At 70.3% G+C, this 18,568-nt stretch carries 19 protein-coding genes, 1 pseudogene and 1 riboswitch; of the genes and pseudogenes, 14 read left to right on the top strand and 6 right to left on the bottom strand.

Annotated elements, in window-relative coordinates; all coding sequences use genetic code 11:
* Positions 1-12: 12 nt before the first annotated feature.
* From ACFYR3_RS15970 to ACFYR3_RS15960, 3 genes are all read left to right on the top strand, one after another.
* Positions 13-471, top strand: coding sequence for a MarR family transcriptional regulator (locus tag ACFYR3_RS15970; protein ID WP_389283423.1), 459 nt, complete (start codon positions 13-15; stop codon positions 469-471).
* Between the two features lie 602 nt (positions 472-1,073).
* Positions 1,074-1,832 (top strand): IclR family transcriptional regulator C-terminal domain-containing protein, encoded by a 759-nt coding sequence (locus ACFYR3_RS15965; RefSeq protein WP_355841835.1) that lies wholly within the window; start codon positions 1,074-1,076, stop codon positions 1,830-1,832.
* 91 nt (positions 1,833-1,923) lie between these two features.
* Positions 1,924-3,183 (top strand): PP2C family protein-serine/threonine phosphatase, encoded by a 1,260-nt coding sequence (locus ACFYR3_RS15960; protein WP_355841832.1) that lies wholly within the window; start codon positions 1,924-1,926, stop codon positions 3,181-3,183.
* 71 nt (positions 3,184-3,254) lie between these two features.
* Here ACFYR3_RS15960 and ACFYR3_RS15955 read toward each other — a convergent pair whose 3' ends face one another.
* From ACFYR3_RS15955 to ACFYR3_RS15940, 4 genes and pseudogenes are all read right to left on the bottom strand, one after another.
* The gene (locus ACFYR3_RS15955; RefSeq protein WP_389283420.1) at positions 3,255-4,217 is read right to left on the bottom strand and encodes an expansin EXLX1 family cellulose-binding protein; all 963 of its coding nucleotides are present in this window, start codon (positions 4,215-4,217) and stop codon (positions 3,255-3,257) included.
* Positions 4,218-4,402: 185 nt separating this feature from the next.
* Positions 4,403-4,942 (bottom strand): acyltransferase family protein, encoded by a 540-nt coding sequence (locus ACFYR3_RS15950; protein WP_355841826.1) that lies wholly within the window; start codon positions 4,940-4,942, stop codon positions 4,403-4,405.
* 160 nt (positions 4,943-5,102) lie between these two features.
* Positions 5,103-5,588, bottom strand: a pseudogene (locus ACFYR3_RS15945) (RNA polymerase sigma factor); the annotation flags it as partial.
* A 228-nt stretch (positions 5,589-5,816) separates the two neighbouring features.
* Complete coding sequence (locus tag ACFYR3_RS15940; RefSeq protein ID WP_355841823.1) at positions 5,817-7,238, bottom strand: MFS transporter; 1,422 nt, start codon at positions 7,236-7,238, stop codon at positions 5,817-5,819.
* 180 nt (positions 7,239-7,418) lie between these two features.
* Between ACFYR3_RS15940 and ACFYR3_RS15935 the strand changes: the two genes are divergently transcribed.
* Positions 7,419-7,691 carry a hypothetical protein gene (locus ACFYR3_RS15935; protein ID WP_355841821.1) on the top strand — a complete coding sequence of 91 codons (273 nt, stop codon included), beginning with the start codon at positions 7,419-7,421 and terminating at the stop codon, positions 7,689-7,691.
* 122 nt (positions 7,692-7,813) lie between these two features.
* On the opposite strand, the gene ACFYR3_RS15930 is transcribed toward ACFYR3_RS15935, so the two are convergent.
* Complete coding sequence (locus ACFYR3_RS15930; RefSeq protein ID WP_389283417.1) at positions 7,814-8,605, bottom strand: glutathione S-transferase C-terminal domain-containing protein; 792 nt, start codon at positions 8,603-8,605, stop codon at positions 7,814-7,816.
* A 111-nt stretch (positions 8,606-8,716) separates the two neighbouring features.
* Positions 8,717-8,842 (bottom strand): putative leader peptide, encoded by a 126-nt coding sequence (locus ACFYR3_RS15925; RefSeq protein ID WP_355841815.1) that lies wholly within the window; start codon positions 8,840-8,842, stop codon positions 8,717-8,719.
* Positions 8,820-8,965, bottom strand: a riboswitch (SAM riboswitch). It overlaps the preceding gene by 23 nt.
* A 156-nt stretch (positions 8,966-9,121) precedes the next feature.
* On the opposite strand from ACFYR3_RS15925, the gene ACFYR3_RS15920 reads away from it, so the two are divergent.
* From ACFYR3_RS15920 to ACFYR3_RS15875, 10 genes are all read left to right on the top strand, one after another.
* A complete protein-coding gene (locus ACFYR3_RS15920; RefSeq protein WP_355841812.1) occupies positions 9,122-9,256 on the top strand; it encodes a hypothetical protein in 135 nt (44 codons plus the stop codon).
* 169 nt (positions 9,257-9,425) lie between these two features.
* Entirely contained in the window at positions 9,426-10,430 is a 1,005-nt protein-coding gene (locus ACFYR3_RS15915) for an amino acid ABC transporter permease (protein ID WP_355841809.1), read from the top strand.
* A 98-nt stretch (positions 10,431-10,528) separates the two neighbouring features.
* The gene (locus tag ACFYR3_RS15910; protein WP_389283591.1) at positions 10,529-11,293 is read left to right on the top strand and encodes an amino acid ABC transporter ATP-binding protein; all 765 of its coding nucleotides are present in this window, start codon (positions 10,529-10,531) and stop codon (positions 11,291-11,293) included.
* A gap of 197 nt (positions 11,294-11,490) precedes the next feature.
* Positions 11,491-12,510, top strand: coding sequence for a transporter substrate-binding domain-containing protein (locus ACFYR3_RS15905; RefSeq protein WP_389283414.1), 1,020 nt, complete (start codon positions 11,491-11,493; stop codon positions 12,508-12,510).
* 92 nt (positions 12,511-12,602) lie between these two features.
* Positions 12,603-13,376 (top strand): GNAT family N-acetyltransferase, encoded by a 774-nt coding sequence (locus ACFYR3_RS15900; protein ID WP_389283412.1) that lies wholly within the window; start codon positions 12,603-12,605, stop codon positions 13,374-13,376.
* A gap of 109 nt (positions 13,377-13,485) precedes the next feature.
* Positions 13,486-13,602, top strand: coding sequence for a putative leader peptide (locus ACFYR3_RS15895; protein ID WP_355841800.1), 117 nt, complete (start codon positions 13,486-13,488; stop codon positions 13,600-13,602).
* 72 nt (positions 13,603-13,674) lie between these two features.
* Entirely contained in the window at positions 13,675-14,886 is a 1,212-nt protein-coding gene (locus ACFYR3_RS15890) for an LLM class flavin-dependent oxidoreductase (protein ID WP_355841797.1), read from the top strand.
* Between the two features lie 19 nt (positions 14,887-14,905).
* On the top strand, positions 14,906-16,282 hold the full coding sequence (locus ACFYR3_RS15885; RefSeq protein WP_389283409.1) for an NtaA/DmoA family FMN-dependent monooxygenase: 1,377 nt from the start codon (positions 14,906-14,908) through the stop codon (positions 16,280-16,282).
* Complete coding sequence (locus tag ACFYR3_RS15880; RefSeq protein WP_389283407.1) at positions 16,279-17,370, top strand: LLM class flavin-dependent oxidoreductase; 1,092 nt, start codon at positions 16,279-16,281, stop codon at positions 17,368-17,370. Before ACFYR3_RS15885 ends, ACFYR3_RS15880 begins: the two co-directional genes overlap by 4 nt.
* Positions 17,371-17,386: 16 nt before the next feature.
* Positions 17,387-18,514, top strand: a complete 1,128-nt coding sequence (locus ACFYR3_RS15875; RefSeq protein ID WP_355841788.1) for an LLM class flavin-dependent oxidoreductase — start codon at positions 17,387-17,389, stop codon at positions 18,512-18,514.
* Positions 18,515-18,568: the final 54 nt, after the last annotated feature.

The raw sequence follows: 18,568 nt of genomic DNA, 5'->3' as shown, positions 1-18,568 counted from the left end.
AAGGAGGTGTCAATGAGCAGGGGCCTGGACGCGGCACTGCGCCTGGTGAGGGCACAGGCCACCCTGGTGAAGCGGTTCGACGCGAGCCTGGGCGGACTGCACGGGGTGAGCCTGTCCGACTTCACGATGCTGCTGCGCCTGTCCGAGGCTCCGGGCGACCGCATGCGCCGGGTGGATCTGGCCGAGGCGTTGGGGCTGACCGCCTCCGGTGTCACCCGGGGTCTCGTACCCCTGGAGCGCATCGGCCTGGTCAGGCGGGACGCGGACGCCCGTGACGCGCGGGTGGCCTATGCGGCACTGACGGACACCGGCAGGGAGCGGCTTGCGGACATGCTCGTCACCGCCGAGCACGTCGCCGAGGAGATCTTCGCCGAGCCGACGTGGACCAAGGAGGAGGCGACACAGCTCGCCGGCCTCCTCGGCCGCCTCGGCGGCACCGGGTTCGCCCGACGCGAGCCCGGCGGCTCCTGAACCGTGCGAGTGCCCTTGCGGGCGGGGCGTCCCACGGGGCGGTCTGCCCGCGACCGGCCGGCCATGCGACGGCTGGTCCGCGGTACGGCCGGCCTGTGCGGCGGCAGGTCCGTGCGACGGCAGGTCCGCTGTACGGCCGGCCTGTGCGATGGCAGGTCCGCGACCGGCAGGCCTGTCCGACGGCTGGTCCGCGACCGGCAGGTCCGCGCGACGGCTGGCCCGCGTGACCGGCGTCCCGTGCGACGGCTGGCCCGCGTGACGGGCGTCCCGCGAGGCGGCGATGCCGTGAGCGGGGGTGCCGTGAGCGGGGGTGCCCGGGGCAGGGGGCGCCGGGGCGGGGGGCGCTTCGAGTCCGCTACTCCGAGGTGTTGCCCTGGAGCGTTGCGCCGCAGACGGGGGCGCCGAGGGGGCGCTTCGAGTCTGCTACTCGGAGGTGTTGCCTCGGAGTGCCGAGCCGTAGGCGGGGGCGCCGATGGGTCGCTCCGAGTCTGCTACTCCGAGGTGTTGACCCGGAGCCCTGCGCCGCAGGCGGGGGCGCCGTCGAGGGGTGGCGGGTCCGGTGACGTCTTGCCTGTCTCGTGACCTCGGCGCACGCTGGTGGCATGGGAGCTCGCGACGGGCCGACGCTCATCACCTCCGTCCAACGGGCCTTCCGCCTGCTGGAGGCGGTGAGCGCCCACGAGAACGGCGCGCCCGCCAAACAGCTGGCACGCGAGACCGAGCTGCCTCTGGCCACCGCCTATCACCTGCTGCGGACCCTCGTCCACGACGGATACATACGCAAACTTGACGACGGTGGATTCATCCTGGGTGACAAGATGCAGACGCTGCGGACCCAGGGCCGCGGGCAGGCCCTGCTCAGCCGCGTCCGCCCCACACTCGCCGCCCTGCGCGACGAACTCGCCTCCGCCGCCTACCTCACCTTCTACGAGGAGGGCGAGATCAGGGTCGCCGAGATCGTCGACGGGCCCCGGGCGCCCCGGGTCGACCTCTGGGTCGGATTCGAGGACGCGGGGCACGCCACAGCGCTGGGCAAGTCCGTACTGCGCGAACTGGACGAGGAATCCCGTAACGACTACCTCGCCCGGCACACCCTCGCGGACCTCACGCCGCGGACCATCACCAGCCGACCGGAACTGTTGCGGCGCCTGGCCTCGTCGCCCGTGGCCCCGGCTGTCACGGACCTGGAGGAGTACGCCCTCGGCACGGTCTGCGTCGCCGTACCGGTCTACAGCGGGGACACGCTCGGCTCGCTCGGCGTCTCCCTCCCCGCCGAACGGTTGCCCCGGCTCGCGGACGTTTTGAAGCGGCTGATCCCGACCGCAAACCGGGTGACCAGGGGCCTGTCGCTCACTATCTGAAATCTCCGTGCTTGTGGCGGACGCCTCGAACGTCTTTCCTGTATCAATCGGACATTTCAGTGATGAACCCAGGTGAGGACTGCGGACGAACATGAGTCAGGCCCGAGAGCACGGTAGCGAGCACTGGCCGAAACGGACGTTCACGAACCGAGGAGTGGGTTCCGGGGCGGCGGTCCGCAAGCGCGCCGCCCATCTCGCCTTCGGCACGCCGGTGCTGCCCTTTCTGGTCGTCGGCGCCATCGTGCTGGTCGACCTGGCCGGCGGAGCGGGAGTGATCTGGCTTCCGCTGCTTGCCGCCGGACCCGCACTGGCGGCCACCACCAGCCGGCCGTGCGGAGTCCTCTGCGTCGGCCTGCTGGCCGCGGCGGTCAGCGCGATCCTCGGCACCCGGGACGCTGTCCCGGGCGGCGAGCTCACGGCCGTCCTGTCCGCCCTGGCGGCCGTCACACTGGCGAGCGCCCTGGCCAGCGCGCTGCGCTGGCGCCGGGAGCGGGTCCTCGCGGCCGTCCGCTCCGTCGCCGAGGCGGCCCAGCACGCCGTGCTCGCACCCATACCGTCGAGTGTCGGACCGTTCCAGGTGGCCGTCCGCTACAGCGCCGCCGCGGCGGAAGCCCGGATCGGCGGGGATCTCTACGCGCTGGTGCCCACGCCGTACGGAGTCAGGATGATCATCGGTGATGTCCGCGGCAAGGGGCTGCCGGCCGTGGGCACAGCCGCGCTCGTGCTCGGTGTCTTCCGCGAGGCCGCCTACGACGAGCCCGACCTTCTCGCCGTCGTCGGCAGGATCGAACGGAGTCTGGCTCGGAACCTGGGGTACGACGACTTCGTGACCGCCGTGGTCGCCGGGTACCCGGAGCCGGGCCGATTGGAGGTCGTCAACTGCGGACACGCGCCTCCGCTGCATGTCCGCGCGTCCGGGAGCGTCGCGTCGGTCGACCCCGTCAACCCCACTCCGCCTCTCGGGCTGCGGGCCCTGACGGGGGAGGCCCCGAGCCTCCAGGTGCTGCCCCTGGCCGACGGTGATCAGCTCCTGCTCTACACCGACGGGGTCACCGAGGCCCGCGACCACGGCCGCGAGTTCTACCCCCTCGCCGAAGGGCTGGCACGGCATGTGTCCGACGAGCCGGCGGCCACCCTGGCCGCGCTCGACGCCGAGCTCCAGGCCCACGTGGGCGGCCGTCTGCACGACGACGCGGCCCTGCTCCTGCTCCGCAAGCCGGCCGTGCCCGCCACGACAGACCCGGCGTCCGAGGTCGGCGCGGGCGGTGACTCCGTCGCCGTCACCGTCCCCTCCCCGCCCCGGCCGCCCGCTGCGGGAGCGGGTGTGGGCTGCGGCCGGGTCGCGGAGTAGCCCTTTGGAGGTGTCACCCGCACATCAGCTGTGCCCCTGCGCGCGACTGCCGGCAAGCCCTTCGGACCGGGTCAGTGCCGGGCGAACTGGACCCGCGTCGGTTGCACGGTGTCGGGGCGCAGCGCGATTCCGCTGACGGTCAGGCGTTCACCGTAGATGTCGGTGATCCTGATCGCGCCGCCGCATCCGCCGCCGTTGTCGGCGAGGAAGTAGTTGTAGTCGGTACGGGGCAGCTGCCGCCATCCGCTGGTGGTGCGAAGTTCGAGCCGGGCCACCGGATTCCGGTGGCCGATCACCTGGACCGCGCACCACCAGCGGCTGGACCCGGTCTTGTACCGGACCGCGATGGTGTCGGAGGTGCTGGGGCTCAGCAGCTTCCACGTGATCGGGATCCGTCCGGCCGTGGGATTCGCGAGTCGGGCGAACGCCTGTGCGCTGAGGTCGAGCTGCCCCGGGGCGCAACCCACCGGGCATTCATTGGTGATCCGGACAGTGACGGTCGCGCCGTCGGCCGCCCGGACAAGGACGTACGCCCCGCACGCCTTGGACGACTCGTAGTCGGCGTGGTTCATCGCCGCGGTCATGAGGTCGTCGCTCGGCCCGAAGGAACAGGCGCCGTCGCCGGTCCCGGCGTCGTAGGTGGTGGCCACTCCCCGGTAGCCGATCCCGGGGCGAATCCGTCCCGCCAACGACGCCGCCGTGGACACGGTCCCGGAAGTGTGCGAGGCCGACGGCCGCGCCGGTGCGGTGGTGGCATGGGCAGCAGCGGTCGGGGAAACCGTCGAGTTCGGCGACCGTATCGCCGTCGGGGACGCCGATCCGCCCGGAGCCCCCTGGTCAGGTGTCGCGGTCCCCCGGGAACCGGCGGCGGCCGAGGCCGCGCTGTGCCCGGCGTCGGCTTTGTGATCGGGGCGGAACGCCACGACAAGGGTGACGAGAGCACCCACCGCGATCAGTGCGATCGGGGTGACGGTCAACAGTCTGAGCCGGTGCCTGCGGCGCCGCGCGGCCTGCCTCGTTTCCTTCATGCGCATCCGTTCCGAGGTTCGAGCCGATGGTGTGTCCATCAGTGGCCGCGGGAAGCGAAAAGGTTGCCGCCCGATTCCGGCCCGCCCTGAGCCGGGTGAGAATCGCCGAAGGCCGCGACCAACCCCGTACGCCGACCGTCCCTGTGTGCCGTGGGCGGGTCATGTCTACTACGGAAGACCTGTTGGCGGGGTCATGTTGACCGTATGCGGCGGATCCGCTTCTGGCCCCAGGCCCGGCCCGGCGCCTCGATGCGACGATGGGTCAGCACGGACAGCGGCAGCAGCACGGCGAAGAACGCGGCTTCGAGTACGAGATCGTCCCGCCGGTACCGTCCGATCACGCTGTCGCTCACCGCGAGCAGGACCGGATGCACCAGGTAGACCGAGTAGCTGATCGTTCCCAGCCCGGTCAGTACGCGCGGGAACTTCCGGCGGCGCAATGCCAGACCGGCACCGAAGGTCAGCACGGCGAGGAGGAAGGCCGCGATCCAGCCGCGCCGTGCGAAATGCGCCGCGTCGCCGTGTCCGTACGCACTCCCCACGGCGCAGATCAGCACCACGACGGCCGTGCGGGCCGCGACCAGCCAGGTGCTCTCACCGCTTTCCGCCCGCTGGACGGCGGTGCCGAGGAACATCACGGCGAGGATCACCAGGCCTTCCCAGAGGGGAACGGTGCCGTTGAAGGCGACCAGGACCAGCGCCGGCACGCCTCCCACCACAGCCCCGGACATGCGCGGTCCGGACGACCCGGAACTCGCACAGCGGACGGCGATCACCAGGGCCGTCGAGGCGAGCGCGACCACTGGACCGGCGCCCACCGCGCCGGACAGCGCGGAGGGCGGAGGCACGAACCCCGCCGTCGCGCTCACGGCGGCCGGCACCCCAAGGGTGGCGGATGCCGAGCGCGGCCGCTGCCTCCGTGACCGTGAGCTGGTCCACGGCGATCAGCTCCATGACGGCCCGTTCGCCCTCGGGAAGCCGAGCGAGCGCGGCCAGGACACGTCGGCCGGGGCTCTCGGCGTCGAGCTTGTCCTCCAGACGGACGATGTCGTCGGCCTTCAGTAACCGTCGTGCGCGGAAGCGCAGATCGCGTTCGGCCTCCCGGGCGACCCGGCAGCGCTCCGAGGACACGACGTTGCGTGCGATGCCGTACAGCCAGGCCGTCTCGCTGCCGAGGCCCGGCCGGTACGTGTGGGCCGAGTCGAGGACGGCGAGGAAGATCTCGGCCGTCAGGTCGGCTGCGGTGTGCGGGTCGTCGACCCGCCGGGCCACGAAACGCGTCACGGCGTCGACATGGCGCCGGTAGAACGCTTCGAAGAGCCGCGGGTCACGTGCCGCAGCGGCGGGCCCACCCCGTGACCGTTCCGCGCCGTCCACAGGCGTCTCCTTCTTGTCGGAGGATCCTCGGCCCTCCTCGGCCTTCCTCGGCGGAGGCTTCCGGAGTGCTTCGAAGTCGCTTCACCTGTTCTTGGGCCGTAGCGCGAAAAGCGTTACGGACGGAATCCGAAGTGATGCCTGTATTCGGGCATGACGAAGGCCGGGTCCTGTGCCACAGGACCCGGAACTGGCTTTTCCGTAAGGGGAGTTCGGCAGCCGTCCGAGTAGTCAGCCGCCGTTCCGTGCCCGGGTGCCCGCCATGTTGGGTGTGCTGACGGGGGTCCTGGGAAGGAGGATCGCGGCGGTGAGTCCCAAGAGGCCGAGGACGGCGAGTGTGACCATGGCCGCCGCGTAGGAACGGGTGGTGAATTCGGCTACGAGGATGGTGCCGGCGACGGCGGTGCCCAGCGAGGAGCCGAGGTTCGACACACTGCGGGACAGGCCGGAGATCTCGCCCTGTTGGTCCTCGGGGAAGCTCGACTGGACGATGTTGACCGACGGGGTCAGCATCACGCCCAGGCCCAGTCCGACCAGGAGCAGCCCCGGAGCGAAGGCCCAGGGGCTCGAGAAGCTGTTGACCATGGCGATCAGGACGACGACGCCCGAGATCGTGACGACGAAGCCCGCGATGATCAGGGTGCGTTGGGGGCGGCGCTCGGCGAGACGTTCGGCGGCCAGGGAGGTCGCGAGCAGACCGAGGGTGGCGGCCGTGAAGATGACGCCGGTCGCGATGGCGTCGTAGCCGCGTACCACTTGGAGGAAGGCGGCCACGGTGAACGACGATCCCATGAGCAGCAGCCATTGGATGTTCTGGGTGATGAGGCCGAGGTTGGACGTGCGGTTGCGGAACAGGCTGGTGGACAGCAGCGGTTCCTTTCCCGCTGCCTCGCGGGCGCGTACGGAGCGGAAGAACAGCAGCAGCGTCAGCGCCCCGAGGACGAGCAGGGCGGTCATCAGCCAGACGTTGTTGTCGGCGGCCAGGATGCCCATGACGATGAGGACGAGGCCGGTGGCCGAGAGGACGGCTCCGACGGTGTCGAAGGGGCGTGTCGGATCCGGCGGCAGCGGGTCCTTGATGTGCCGGCTCAGCACGATGATCAGTGCGATGACGAGGGCCTGGAACACGAAGGCGGCCCGCCAGCTGATCCACGAGGTGATGAGCCCGCCGATGAGCGGGCCGGCCGCCGCGCCGATGCCGCCCAGCGCCATGATGACCCCGAAGGCTCGGGCGCGGGAGGTCATGTCCTGGAAGAGGAGCGTCGTGAGGATGTACACGGGCGGGATGAGCAGTGCTGTTCCGACGCCTTCGAGAATCGAGTTGCCGAGGATGAGGACACCCAGGCCGGGGGAGACGGCACTCAGCAGGGCGCCGATCCCGTACACCGTCAGCCCGGCAAGGAAGCAGCGCTTCCGGCCGTAGCGGTCCGTCAACTTGCCGCCGGGAATCATCAGCGCGGCCATCACGAGCAGGAAGACCGTGATCGCGACCTGCACGCCCTGCACGGTGGTGTCGAGGTCCTCGCTGATGTCGTTGATCATCACGTTCATGTTGGAGCCGGCGAAGCTGCAGATGAACTGGGCGAGGGCGAGTGGGGCGAGAACCCGGCGCTGCGCCACCGACGGCCGTCTCGACGGGCCTGTTTCAGCCATCGTCATTCCTTCTGGCCGCCGGACGTGTGGTGTGGGTGCCGCGCTCCTACGCTCATAGCCTGCGCCGAACGTCGGCGGACCGCACGTGGACGGGGGCAGACCGGTGGACCGTCTCGGTGATTGCTCCGTGTTCTGTGCGGTGGCCATGCGTTGGTTCCGCGGATGGGACAGAGTGTCGTCATGGGGCGCCTGTGGATGACGTGGTCGATCGACGGAGTCGGATCGGCCGGCCAGAACGTCGCCGACGTGGAAGCGGCCTGTCGTGCTCTGGTCGGCTCCGTCGAGCGGTCCCGGCGTGCCTTCGACGTGCCGGAGCCGTGGGAGGAGCTCCGTGAGTCCGCGCTGATCATCCAGGACCAGATCCTGGGCTCGGGGCGGGAGATCCTCGATCGGGGCCGGGAGTGGACCTCGACCCATAAGGGCGTGAGCATCATCCTGGTTCCGCGCGACTGAACGGCCCGGACGCCGGGCCCGGCGTCCGGTTCTCCGTTCAGCCATTCGTGCGAGGACCCCGCTCACCTGCCGGCCGGGCGCTCGGCCAGGCAGGAACCTCCCCTCTCGATTCCGCCGGAGCGTCAGGCGTCGGCAGCCACGGACACCACGGCGCTCCCGTCCCGGAAGGCCGAGTGGTCGCCCAGACGGCGTACGTAGTCCCGGAGCCGGGGATGCGAGCCGAGGATGTCGGACCGGCCCAGTCGGGTGAGCGCGACCCACACGTCCACGTCCGCAGCCGTGAGGTCTTCGCCCAACACATAGGGCTGCGCGGCGAGTTGGCAGTCCAGCAACTCCAGGGCGGCCGAGAGTTCCGAGGGCTGGGCGGACGGGGTGACGTCGCGCTCCAGCAGGTCGCGGAGGGCTTCGATGTCTGCGCTGAGGGCCGGAGGGCACAGCGCGGACGGGTGCCCCGTGGTGTGACCGGAGAGCAGCCCCGCGAGATCGCGGAGGATGTCCGGCGTGTGGTTGCTGACGATGCGTCCACTCCATCGGTCGCACAGCGCGGGCGCCGTCAGCGGTCCGTCGTAGTGGTGCTCGGTGGCCTCGTAGGCGCGGCGCAGCGAGGCGAAGGCGTCGGGTGTCCCGGCGGGGGGTGCCAGGAGGGTGGTGGCGAGCGAGTCCCTCAGGCCGAGCAGGTCGAGGGTGATCGCGATGCGCAGCGAGAGCGGACAACTCTCCGACAGATACAGCTCGTAGCGGTGCGGCGCCGGGTAGAAGCCGCCGGCCAGGCCTACGCCGATACGGCTGTGGACGCTGTGGGGGAGCGCGGGCGGTGTCGCCGCCACCTTGAGGCGAAGGTCCGAGGGGAACGGGATCTGGTCACAGGGGCGCGAGTTGGCTGTACCTGAAGTCCGCGAAGCTGTCTCGGGCATGACTCTCCCTTGGGGAACGAGGAAGCCACCGCCGCCTTGTGGGCACCAGCGGCCGAATGCGGATTGACTGCGCTTGTCGCACCGGTCCGGATCGAACGGACCGGTCACGAATCAGTAGGCGCTGGAGACACGCAACAGATCGATGTGCAGGCGTCTCGTCAAACCGTTCCTGGGCAATTCCCACCGGTCCCGACTCCAGGGCTCGCGAGACGCGAGACCACGCTTGCTCCGCCGCATCGGCGGAACCCGGTCGTCACCCGGGGCACCCCGTCGCGGTGGAAGGGTTGCCTGTCAGCGGGCCGGGGCCGATGACCACAGGAGCGGGGCGAACCCGCACCGTGGGCGCTGACAATCGTGACCGTCCAGGCCAGTCTCGACGCGCCCTGAGCTGCCGTCAAGAAGGCCGCACGCGCGGTCTCACCTGGTGGTCACCCGCATTGACATTCTTTTCGGGGCGGGCCTAACGTGCGGCCCACAACGAGATGCCTCAGGGCCGGAGAAGTGATGGTGACGGCGATGCACGCAGCTGACGGGACGGCCGCATGGCGGCGCCTCGGCCGCGATGTGCTGTGCGCCGACCGCTCCGTGGACCTGCTGCGCGTCAACAGCGCGCTGTGTACGGGCACGTGTCGCCCCCTCTGCCAGGGCTGACGGCTCTTCTTCTGAATCTCTGACGACCACCGCTGTCGCGGTGTGCCCCTTCTCCGTCCAGCCCCCGTTCCACATGCACCCGTGCGTCGATCCGCGCTGAGCCGTTCCGGCTCCGCGTCATGCCGCCGCTCGCCGTGGTCCGGGGTGTCCGCATCCGCTGGAGCTCTCCATGAGTCAATCTCCCGGCGCAGCTGTGTCCTCCGGATCAGCGCCGCTCGCCGAGGCGATCCCCCGTACCGACGTCCCTGCCGTACCCAAGCCTCTGGCGGCTCAGCGGGTTCTTCCGCTCCGGCGTCCCGGCCGCTGGATCGTCACGGCCGTGGTGCTCGTACTGGTCGCCCAGATCGCCCACGGTCTGGTGACCAATTCCTTCTACCAGTGGGACCGTTTCCAGTACTGGTTCCTTCGCCCGACCATCCTCGACGGCCTGGTCATCACGCTTGAAGTCGCCTTCTACAGCGCGGTGTTGGGCTTGCTGGGCGGGATCCTGCTCGCGTTGGCCAGGCTCTCCCCGAGCCCGGTGCTGCGCGCGGTGAGCTGGGTCTACACCTGGCTGTTCCGCTCGGTACCGCTCATCGTGGTCCTGCTGTTCCTCTACAACTTCAGCGCGTTGTACCAGACGTTGAGCGTCGGCGTGCCGTTCGGCCCGGCCTTCTTCACCTTCGACGAGTCCCACCTGGCCACCGACATGGCCGTCGCCGTCGTCGGACTGAGCCTGAACGAAGCGGCGTACGCCTCCGAAGTGGTGCGCGGCGGCCTCCTCTCCGTCGACCAGGGGCAGCACGAAGCGGCCTCCGCCCTGGGCCTGCCGAAGCGGTACCAGTTCGCGAAGATCGTCTTCCCGCAGGCGCTGCGCTCCATCACCCCTAATTACGTCAACCAGTTGATCGGCCTGATCAAGGGCACCTCACTGGTCTTCTACGTCTCCCTGCTGGACCTGTTCGGCTCCGTGCAGAGCATGGGCAGTACCTATCCCGGCGACATCGTGCCGCTGCTCCTCGTGGCCACCGCCTGGTATCTGATCCTCACCAGCGTCGTGTCCGTCATCCAGTTCTACGTCGAGCGGCACTACTCACGGGGCGCGCTGCGCACCCTGCCGCCGACCCCGTTGCAGAAGGTACGGAACGGTCTGCGCGACGTGCGCGACCGGGTCCGGAGGGAGACGGCGATATGAGCGGCGAAACGCGTCGGACGACGGTGAAGACCAGGACGGATCCGGAGGATCAGGCGACGGGGACGGCTCCGGCGGCCGAGGTCATCGGAGCGCTCGGGATCCAGCCGGCCGCGGTCGAGGTGCACGACGTGCACAAGTGGTACGGCGCCCACCAGGTCCTGCAGAGCGTGGAGTTGACCGTCCGGCCCGGAGAGGTCACGGTCATCCTCGGACCCTCCGGATCCGGCAAGTCCACCCTCCTGCGGGTCATCAACCATCTGGAGAAGCCCGAGATCGGCCATGTGAGCCTGAACGGCGAGCTCATCGGCGTCCGCAGGCACGGCGAGCGCCTGAAGGAACTGAGCGAGCGCGTCATCCTGGGCCAGCGCAGCCGCATCGGGTTCGTCTTCCAGAACTTCAACCTCTTCCCTCATCTGACCGTGCTGGACAACGTGGCCGCGGCTCCGGTGGCGACCGGGAAACTGTCCAAGCCCGAGGCCCAGCGGCTGGCCCGCGATCTGCTCGCCCGCGTGGGGCTGGCCGACAAGTCCAGCGCCTATCCGAGGCAGTTGTCGGGCGGTCAGCAGCAGCGGGTGGCCATCGCCCGCGCCCTCGCCCTGCGACCGGGGGTCATCCTCTTCGACGAACCGACCTCGGCGCTCGACCCCGAACTGGTCGGCGAGGTGCTCACCGTCATCAAGGACCTGGCCAGCAGCGGCACCACCCTCGTCATCGTCACCCACGAGATCGGATTCGCCCGTGAGATCGCCGACCGGGTCGTCTTCATGGACGGCGGCCGGATCGTCGAACAGGGCCCGCCGACGCAGGTGTTGGACCATCCACAGCAGGAGCGCACCAGGGACTTCCTGAGCAAGGTCCTCTGACCCGCACGCCGACGGCGAACAGCGAGGCACCGGTCGCCACCGACCCGCGCCCGCGGCACACGTTCGGCGATGCAACTCGCACCGGGGACCCCGGAACTTGCCATCCGCCGTGCGCCGTCGCGCACATCCACCCGATTTCGCGGCCCGCCGGGACCGCGCCCCCACACCCGCACCGCACACACCCGACAAGGACAGCCATGCGCACCCTCCCCCTGAACAGCAGAATGCTTCGCGGCGTCACCGCCACCGCGGCCGTCGCCTCCCTCGCCGCCGGGCTCGCCGCCTGCGGGGGTGACAGCGACGCCGCCACCACGACCGGCGCCGCCGGCACGGTCACTGTGGGACAGCTGTCCAACGGGGCCGCCAAGCCGACCGCACTCAAGGTCACGGAGGTGAAGTCGATCAGCGCCGAGCTTCCCGCGTCGGTGAGCAAGAGCGGCAAGCTGGAGATAGGCGTGGGCGCCCTGCCCGAAGGCTTCCCGCCGCTGGCGTACGTCGGCGAGGACCAGAAGACCCTCACCGGCGCCGAGCCCGACTTCGGCCGTCTGATCGCCGCCGTCCTCGGCCTCAAGCCCGAGCTTCGGAACTCCACTTGGGAGAACATGTTCGTCGGTGTCGACAGCGGCAAGGTCGACGTGGCCTTCGCCAACATCACCGACACCGAGGAGCGCAAGAGGAAGTACGACTTCGCCTCCTACCGCAAGGACAACGTCGGCTTCGAGGTGCTCAAGAAGAGCACCTGGAACTTCGACGGCAACTACGAGAACCTCGCCGGGAAGACCGTCGCCGTCGACAACGGCACCAACCAGGAGAAGATCCTCCTGGAGTGGCAGGCGAAGCTGAAGAAGGAGGGCAAGACCCTCACCGTCAAGAACTACGCCAGCAAGAACGCCGTCAGCCTGGCACTGACCGGCGGCAAGATCGATGTCTACTTCGCCGCCAACCCGGGCGTCGCCTACCACATCACGCAGACCGCCAAGTCGCCCAACCCGACCCGCAGCGCGGGCACGTTCTCCGGGGCCGGTGGCACGCTCCAGGGCCTGATCGCGGCGACCACCAAGAAGGACAGCGGGCTGGCCAAGCCCATCGCCGACGCGATCAACCACCTGATCAAGAACGGTCAGTACGCCAAGTGGCTCGCCGCCTACAACCTCTCCAACGAGGCCGTCGACACCTCCCAGGTCAACCCGCCCGGCCTGCCGCTCGACAACTCCTGAACCAGCGCCCACCTCAGCGGACTCCGCCGCGCCGTGGCGGAGTCCCAGGGGCGCGTCCGGCCGCGTTCCAGATACGGAGAACCCGCACCGCCATGTCCACCAGCGTCCACCCCGCACTCTCTCCGAGCCCGACCGCACCGCACATCCTCGACAACGCGGCGTGGGCCGCGCTGACCGGTCCGCACGCCCACCTCGCCGAGCGCGTCGGCCGGGCCGCCCGCTATCCCACGGACGTGTCCCCGTTCGCCGCCCTCGACGACCCCGCCGACCCCCGCTCGTGGGACGACCTGGCCGCACTCGTCGGTCCGGGCGTGGTCACCCCGGTCACCGCGGTCCAGGCCGTGCCCGAGGGCTGGACGGTCGAACAGAGCGGTGACGGGGTCCAGTTGATCGCCACCACGCTGCACTCCGAGCCCGCGCCCGAAGCGGTACGGCTCGGCCCCGCCGACGTGCCCGAGATCCTCGACCTGATCGCCCTGACCCGGCCGGGCCCCTTCCTGTCCCGTACCGTCGAACTCGGCTCGTACCTGGGCATCCGGGAGGGCGGTCGCCTGATCGCCCTGGCCGGCGAACGCCTGCGCCCGCCGGGCTGGACCGAGATCAGCGCGGTGTGCACCCATCCCGGCCACCGCGGCCGGGGCCTCGCCACACGCCTGGTCCGCGCGGTCGCGGCGGGCATCAGGGAACGCGGCGACATCCCCTTCCTGCACGCCGCCGCCGACAACACGAACGCGATCCGGCTCTACGAGTCGATCGGGTTCACCCTGCGCCGGCGGACGCGGTTCGTGCTCGTCCGCACGCCCGACGGCGAACAGGCCGCGTACGAGAGGCAAGAAGAAGCGTGGCAGCCGGAAGAAAGGGCATAGCCGCGTGGTTGTGCTTGTCCAGGACCGCGTGGCGCCCGTTCGGGTACCCGCCGGGCCGGGCGGACCAGGAACCCCGGAGCACCGGGTCGGAAGGTCGGAGGTGAGGCACATGCGTCGCGTGTCCCGCCGCCGCGTGCCGAGGCCGCTCCCGCCCCGCCGCCTGCACCTGTACGGCCGGCCGCACATCGATCTGCTGCGGGTCGCCGGCGCGCTCTGTCGCCCCTGACCCGTTCCCACGCAGCCGCGCCCCGCTCGCCGGGGCGGGCTTCCTCGTACGGTCGATCAGGAAGGCACCTCCGTGTCCTCGTCACCCACACCCCTGCACCTCGCCGTCGCGCTCGACGGCGCGGGCTGGCACCCGGCCGCCTGGCGCGAGCCCGTGGCCCGCCCCCGTGAACTGCTGACCGCCGCCTACTGGACCGGCCTGGTCACCGAGGCCGAGCGCGGTCTCCTCGACTTCGTGACCATCGAGGACGGACTCGGCCTCCAGTCCTCGTCCCTCACCGGACCGGACGGCCGCACCGACCAGGTCCGCGGCCGCCTGGACGCCGTCCTCATCGCTTCGCGGATCGCGCCGCTGACCCGCCACATAGGCGTGGTTCCGACCGTAGTGGCCACACACACTGAGCCGTTCCACATATCCAAGGCGATCGCCACACTCGACTATGTGAGCTCCGGCCGCGCGGGCCTACGTGTCCAGATCAGCGCACGCCAGAACGAGGCCGCGCACTTCGGACGTCGGACGGTCCCGCCGATCCGTTTCGAGGAATACGACACCCCCGCCGTACAGGAAGTGGTCGCCGAGCACTTCGACGAGGCCGCCGACTATGTCGAGGTCGTGCGCAGGCTCTGGGACAGCTGGGAGGACGACGCCGAGATCCGGGACGTCGCGACCGGCCGCTTCATCGACCGCGACAAGCTGCACTACATCGACTTCGAGGGCAGCCACTTCAGCGTCAAGGGCCCCTCCATCACCCCCCGGCCGCCGCAGGGCCAGCCGGTCGTCACCGCCCTGGCCCACGCGACCATCCCGTACCGGCTGGTGGCCAGGTCCGCCGACGTCGGCTACGTCACGCCGCACGACGCCGGCCAGGCCCGCGCCATCGTCCAGGAGATCCGCGCCGAACAGGACACGGCCGGCCGGGCCGGCGACACCGTGCACGTCTTCGGTGACCTGGTGGTGTTCCTGGACGACGCCCCCGGAGCGGCCGAGGCCCGCCGTGAGCGACTGGACACGCCGGCGGGCGAGCCGTACACCAGCGACGCGCGCGTCTTCGCCGGGACACCCGCCCAGCTCGCCGATCTCCTACAGGAGCTGTCCGCCGCGGGGCTAACCGGCTTCCGGCTGCGCCCCGCCGTCGTGGGGCACGACCTTCCCGCGATCACCCGCGGTCTCGTGCCCGAACTCCAGCGCCGGAACGTCTTCCGGAACGCCTACGAGGCCGACACCCTGCGCGGACTGCTCGGACTCGCCCGCCCCGCGAACCGCTATGCAGCCACGACCGCCTGAGCCGGAAGGACCCCCGACCATGAGCAAGCCGCTCAAGCAGATCCACCTCGCGGCGCACTTCCCCGGCGTCAACAACACCACCGTGTGGAGCGACCCCGAGGCCGGCAGCCACATCGAGTTCAGCTCGTTCGCGCACTTCGCGCGCACCGCCGAGCGTGCCAAGTTCGACTTCCTGTTCCTCGCCGAAGGCCTGCGCCTGCGTGAACAGGGCGGGAAGATCTATGACTTGGACGTCGTGGGACGGCCCGACACCTTTGCCGTCCTCGCCGCGCTCGCCGCCGTCACCGAACACCTCGGCCTGACCGGCACCATCAACTCCACCTTCAACGAGCCCTACGAGGTGGCCCGTCAGTTCGCCAGCCTCGACCATCTCTCCGACGGCCGGGCAGCCTGGAACGTCGTCACCTCCTGGGACGCCTTCACCGGCGAGAACTTCCGCCGCGGCGGCTTCCTGCCCCGGGAGGAGCGCTACTCCCGGGCCAAGGAGTTCCTGACCACGGCGAACGAGCTTTTCGACTCGTGGCACGGGGACGAGATCGTCGCCGACCAGGAGACCGGCACCTTCCTGAACGACGCCAAGGCCGGAGCCTTCGTCCACCAGGGACAACACTTCGACATCGAGGGGCAGTTCAACGTCCCGCGCTCCCCGCAGGGCCGACCGGTGATCTTCCAGGCCGGTGACTCCGAGGAGGGCCGCGAGTTCGCCGCCGCCGGCGCCGACGCCATCTTCAGCCGGTATTCCACCCTCAAAGAGGGCCAGGCGTTCTACACCGACGTCAAGGGACGCCTCGCCCGCCACGGCCGCCGCCCCGACCAGTTGCTGATCCTTCCCGCCGCGACCTTCGTCCTCGGCGACACCGACGCCGAGGCCGAGGAGCACGCCCGCGAGGTGCGGCGCGCCCAGGTCAGCGGCGCCACCGCCATCAAGCACCTGGAGTTCGTCTGGAACCGTGACCTGTCCTCGTACGACCCGGACGGCCCGTTGCCCGACATCGACCCGGACCTCGGCGAGCACACCATCGCCCGGGGCCGCGCCCAGGTCCGGATGTACCGCGACCCGCTGGCCACCGCCCGCGAGTGGCGGGAGCGGGCGGCCGCCAACAACTGGTCCATCCGCGACCTCGTCATCGAGACCGGGAACCGGCAGGCCTTCGTCGGCAGCCCGGACACGGTCGCCGCTACCATCAACGACTTCGTCCAGGCAGACGCCTCCGACGGCTTCATCCTCGTCCCGCACATCACGCCGGGCGGCCTGGACTCCTTCGCGGACACCGTCGTCCCGCTCCTCCAGGAACGCGGCGTCTACCGCACCGACTACGAGGGCAGCACCCTGCGCGACCACCTCGGCCTCGCCCACCCCGACGCCGAGGCGCCGGCCGACCGGGTGGCGTCATGAAGTTCCTGGCGATCACCCTGATCGTGCACGCCCCGCATCCGGTCACCGGGATCAAGAAGCCGACGAACGACCGCTTCCGTGAAGTGATCGACAACGCGTTGCTCGCCGAGGAACTGGGCTTCGACGGCTTCGGCGTGGGGGAGCGCCACGAGCGTCCGTTCATCTCGTCCTCGCCGCCGGTTGTCCTCAGCCATATCGCCGCGCTCACCTCGAGGATCCGGCTGTTCACCGCGGTCACCACGCTCAGCCTCCTCGACCCGGTGCGCGCCTACGAGGACTACGCGACACTCGACCATCTGTCCGGCGGACGCCTTGACCTGATCGTCGGCAAGGGGAACGGCGCCGCACAACGGGAGCTGTTCCAGGTCACCACCGAGGACCAGTGGGACCGCAACGCCGAGAGCTACGAGGTGTTCCGCCGGATATGGCGGCAGGACAAGGTCACTGCGGCGACCCGCTTCCGCCCGGAACTCAATGACGCAGAGGTGTGGCCCCGGCCCCTCCAGCAGCCCGTCCGGGTCTGGCACGGCAGCGCCACCAGCAAGGAGTCGGTCGACCTGGCCGCCCGCTACGGCGACCCGCTCTTCTCCGCCAATGTCACCAACCCCATCGAGCCCTATGCCGAGTTGATCCGCCACTACCGCGAGCGCTGGGAACACTACGGCCACGATCCGGCCGACATCGCGGTCGGCGCCGGGACGGCCGGCATCTACGCCGCCCGGACCTCCCAGGAGGCGCTCACCGCCTACCGGCCCGTCTTCGAGGGAAACCTGGCGTTCCAGAAGCGGCTCGGCCTCGAACCGGTGTTCACGATGCTGGAGGACTTCGTGGAACGCAGCTCGGCACTGATCGGCAGCCCCCAGCAGATCATCGACAAGGTGCACCGCTATCACGAACAGTTCGGGCACAGCGTCCTGCATCTGCACGCCGACGCCGGAGGACTGACCGACCGTCAGCACCGGGACTCACTGGAACTCTTCCAGTCCGCCGTCGCGCCGGTGCTGCGCCGAGAGATCCCCGACCCGCCGTTCCCGTGGGGACCCGTCCTGTCACCGCCCGTACCCGAACCCGTGCCCGCCGACCGCTGAGGAGCCCTGACCCGCTATGTCCCACATCCCTCTCGGCGTTCTCGACCTGGTCCCGATCTCGTCCGGTTCCACCGCCACCGAGGCGCTGCACAACACCATCGACCTGGCCCGCAGGGCCGAGGAACTCGGGTACGCCCGCTACTGGTTCGCCGAACACCACCTCAATCCGGGCGTCGCCGGCACCTCGCCCGCGGTCGTCCTCGCCCTGACGGCATCCGCGACCTCGACGATCAGGATCGGCTCCGGCGCCGTACAACTGGGCCACCGCACCGCCCTGTCCACGGTCGAGGAGTTCGGCCTGATCGACGCCCTGCACCCCGGCCGTCTCGACCTGGGCCTCGGTCGTTCCGGCGGTCGGCCTCCGGGCGGACCCGCCACGCCGCTGCCCACCGCGACGCCCGTCGTCGACGGGCGTACGCCCAACGGGCTGCGCATTCCGCCCCGTTTCTCGTTCGAGCATCTGCTCGGCTCACCACGGGTCGCCGTTCAGCGCACCCTCCTCCAGCAGCCGAACGCCCGGTCGCAGGACTACGGCGAGCAGATCGACGACATTCTCGCGCTGCTCGCCGGCACCTATCGATCGGCGGAGGGGGTCGAGGCGCATGCCGTACCGGGCGAGGGCGCGGACGTGGAGCTGTGGATCCTGGGCAGCAGCGGCGGCCAGAGCGCCGAGGTCGCGGGCCGCAACGGGCTCCGGTTCGCGGCGAATTACCACGTCAGTCCGGCCACCGTGCTGGAGGCGGCGGAGGGTTACCGGGCCGCGTTCCAGCCGTCCGACGTCCTCGACAAGCCGTACGTCAGCGTGTCGGCGGACGTCGTGGTCGCCGCGGACGACGACACCGCCCGCGAACTCGCCACCGGATACGGCCTCTGGGTCCGCAGCATCCGTAACGCCGAGGGAGCCATCCAGTTCCCCACCCCGGACGAGGCGCGCGCCCACGTCTGGTCCGACGCGGACCGCGCGCTGGTCCAGGACCGTCTCGACACCCAGTTCGTCGGCTCACCGGGCCGGGTGGCCGACCAGCTGGCGCAGCTCCAGGAGGCCACGGGCGCCGACGAGTTGCTGATCACCACGATCACGCACGGCCACGCGGACCGCGTGAGGTCGTACGAGCTGCTGGCCGAGGAGTGGCGCAAGCGGTGAGGTGGAGCGGGACGGCCGTCCCGGAGACACCGGCTCGGCGCCGCTCGGGACGCT

Origin of the sequence: Streptomyces sp. NPDC005784 (genome assembly GCF_042871525.1) — a bacterium.
Lineage (GTDB): Bacteria > Actinomycetota > Actinomycetes > Streptomycetales > Streptomycetaceae > Streptomyces.
The sequence above is the reverse complement of the archived record's forward strand: the minus strand, read 5'-3'. Positions and strand labels throughout refer to the sequence as shown.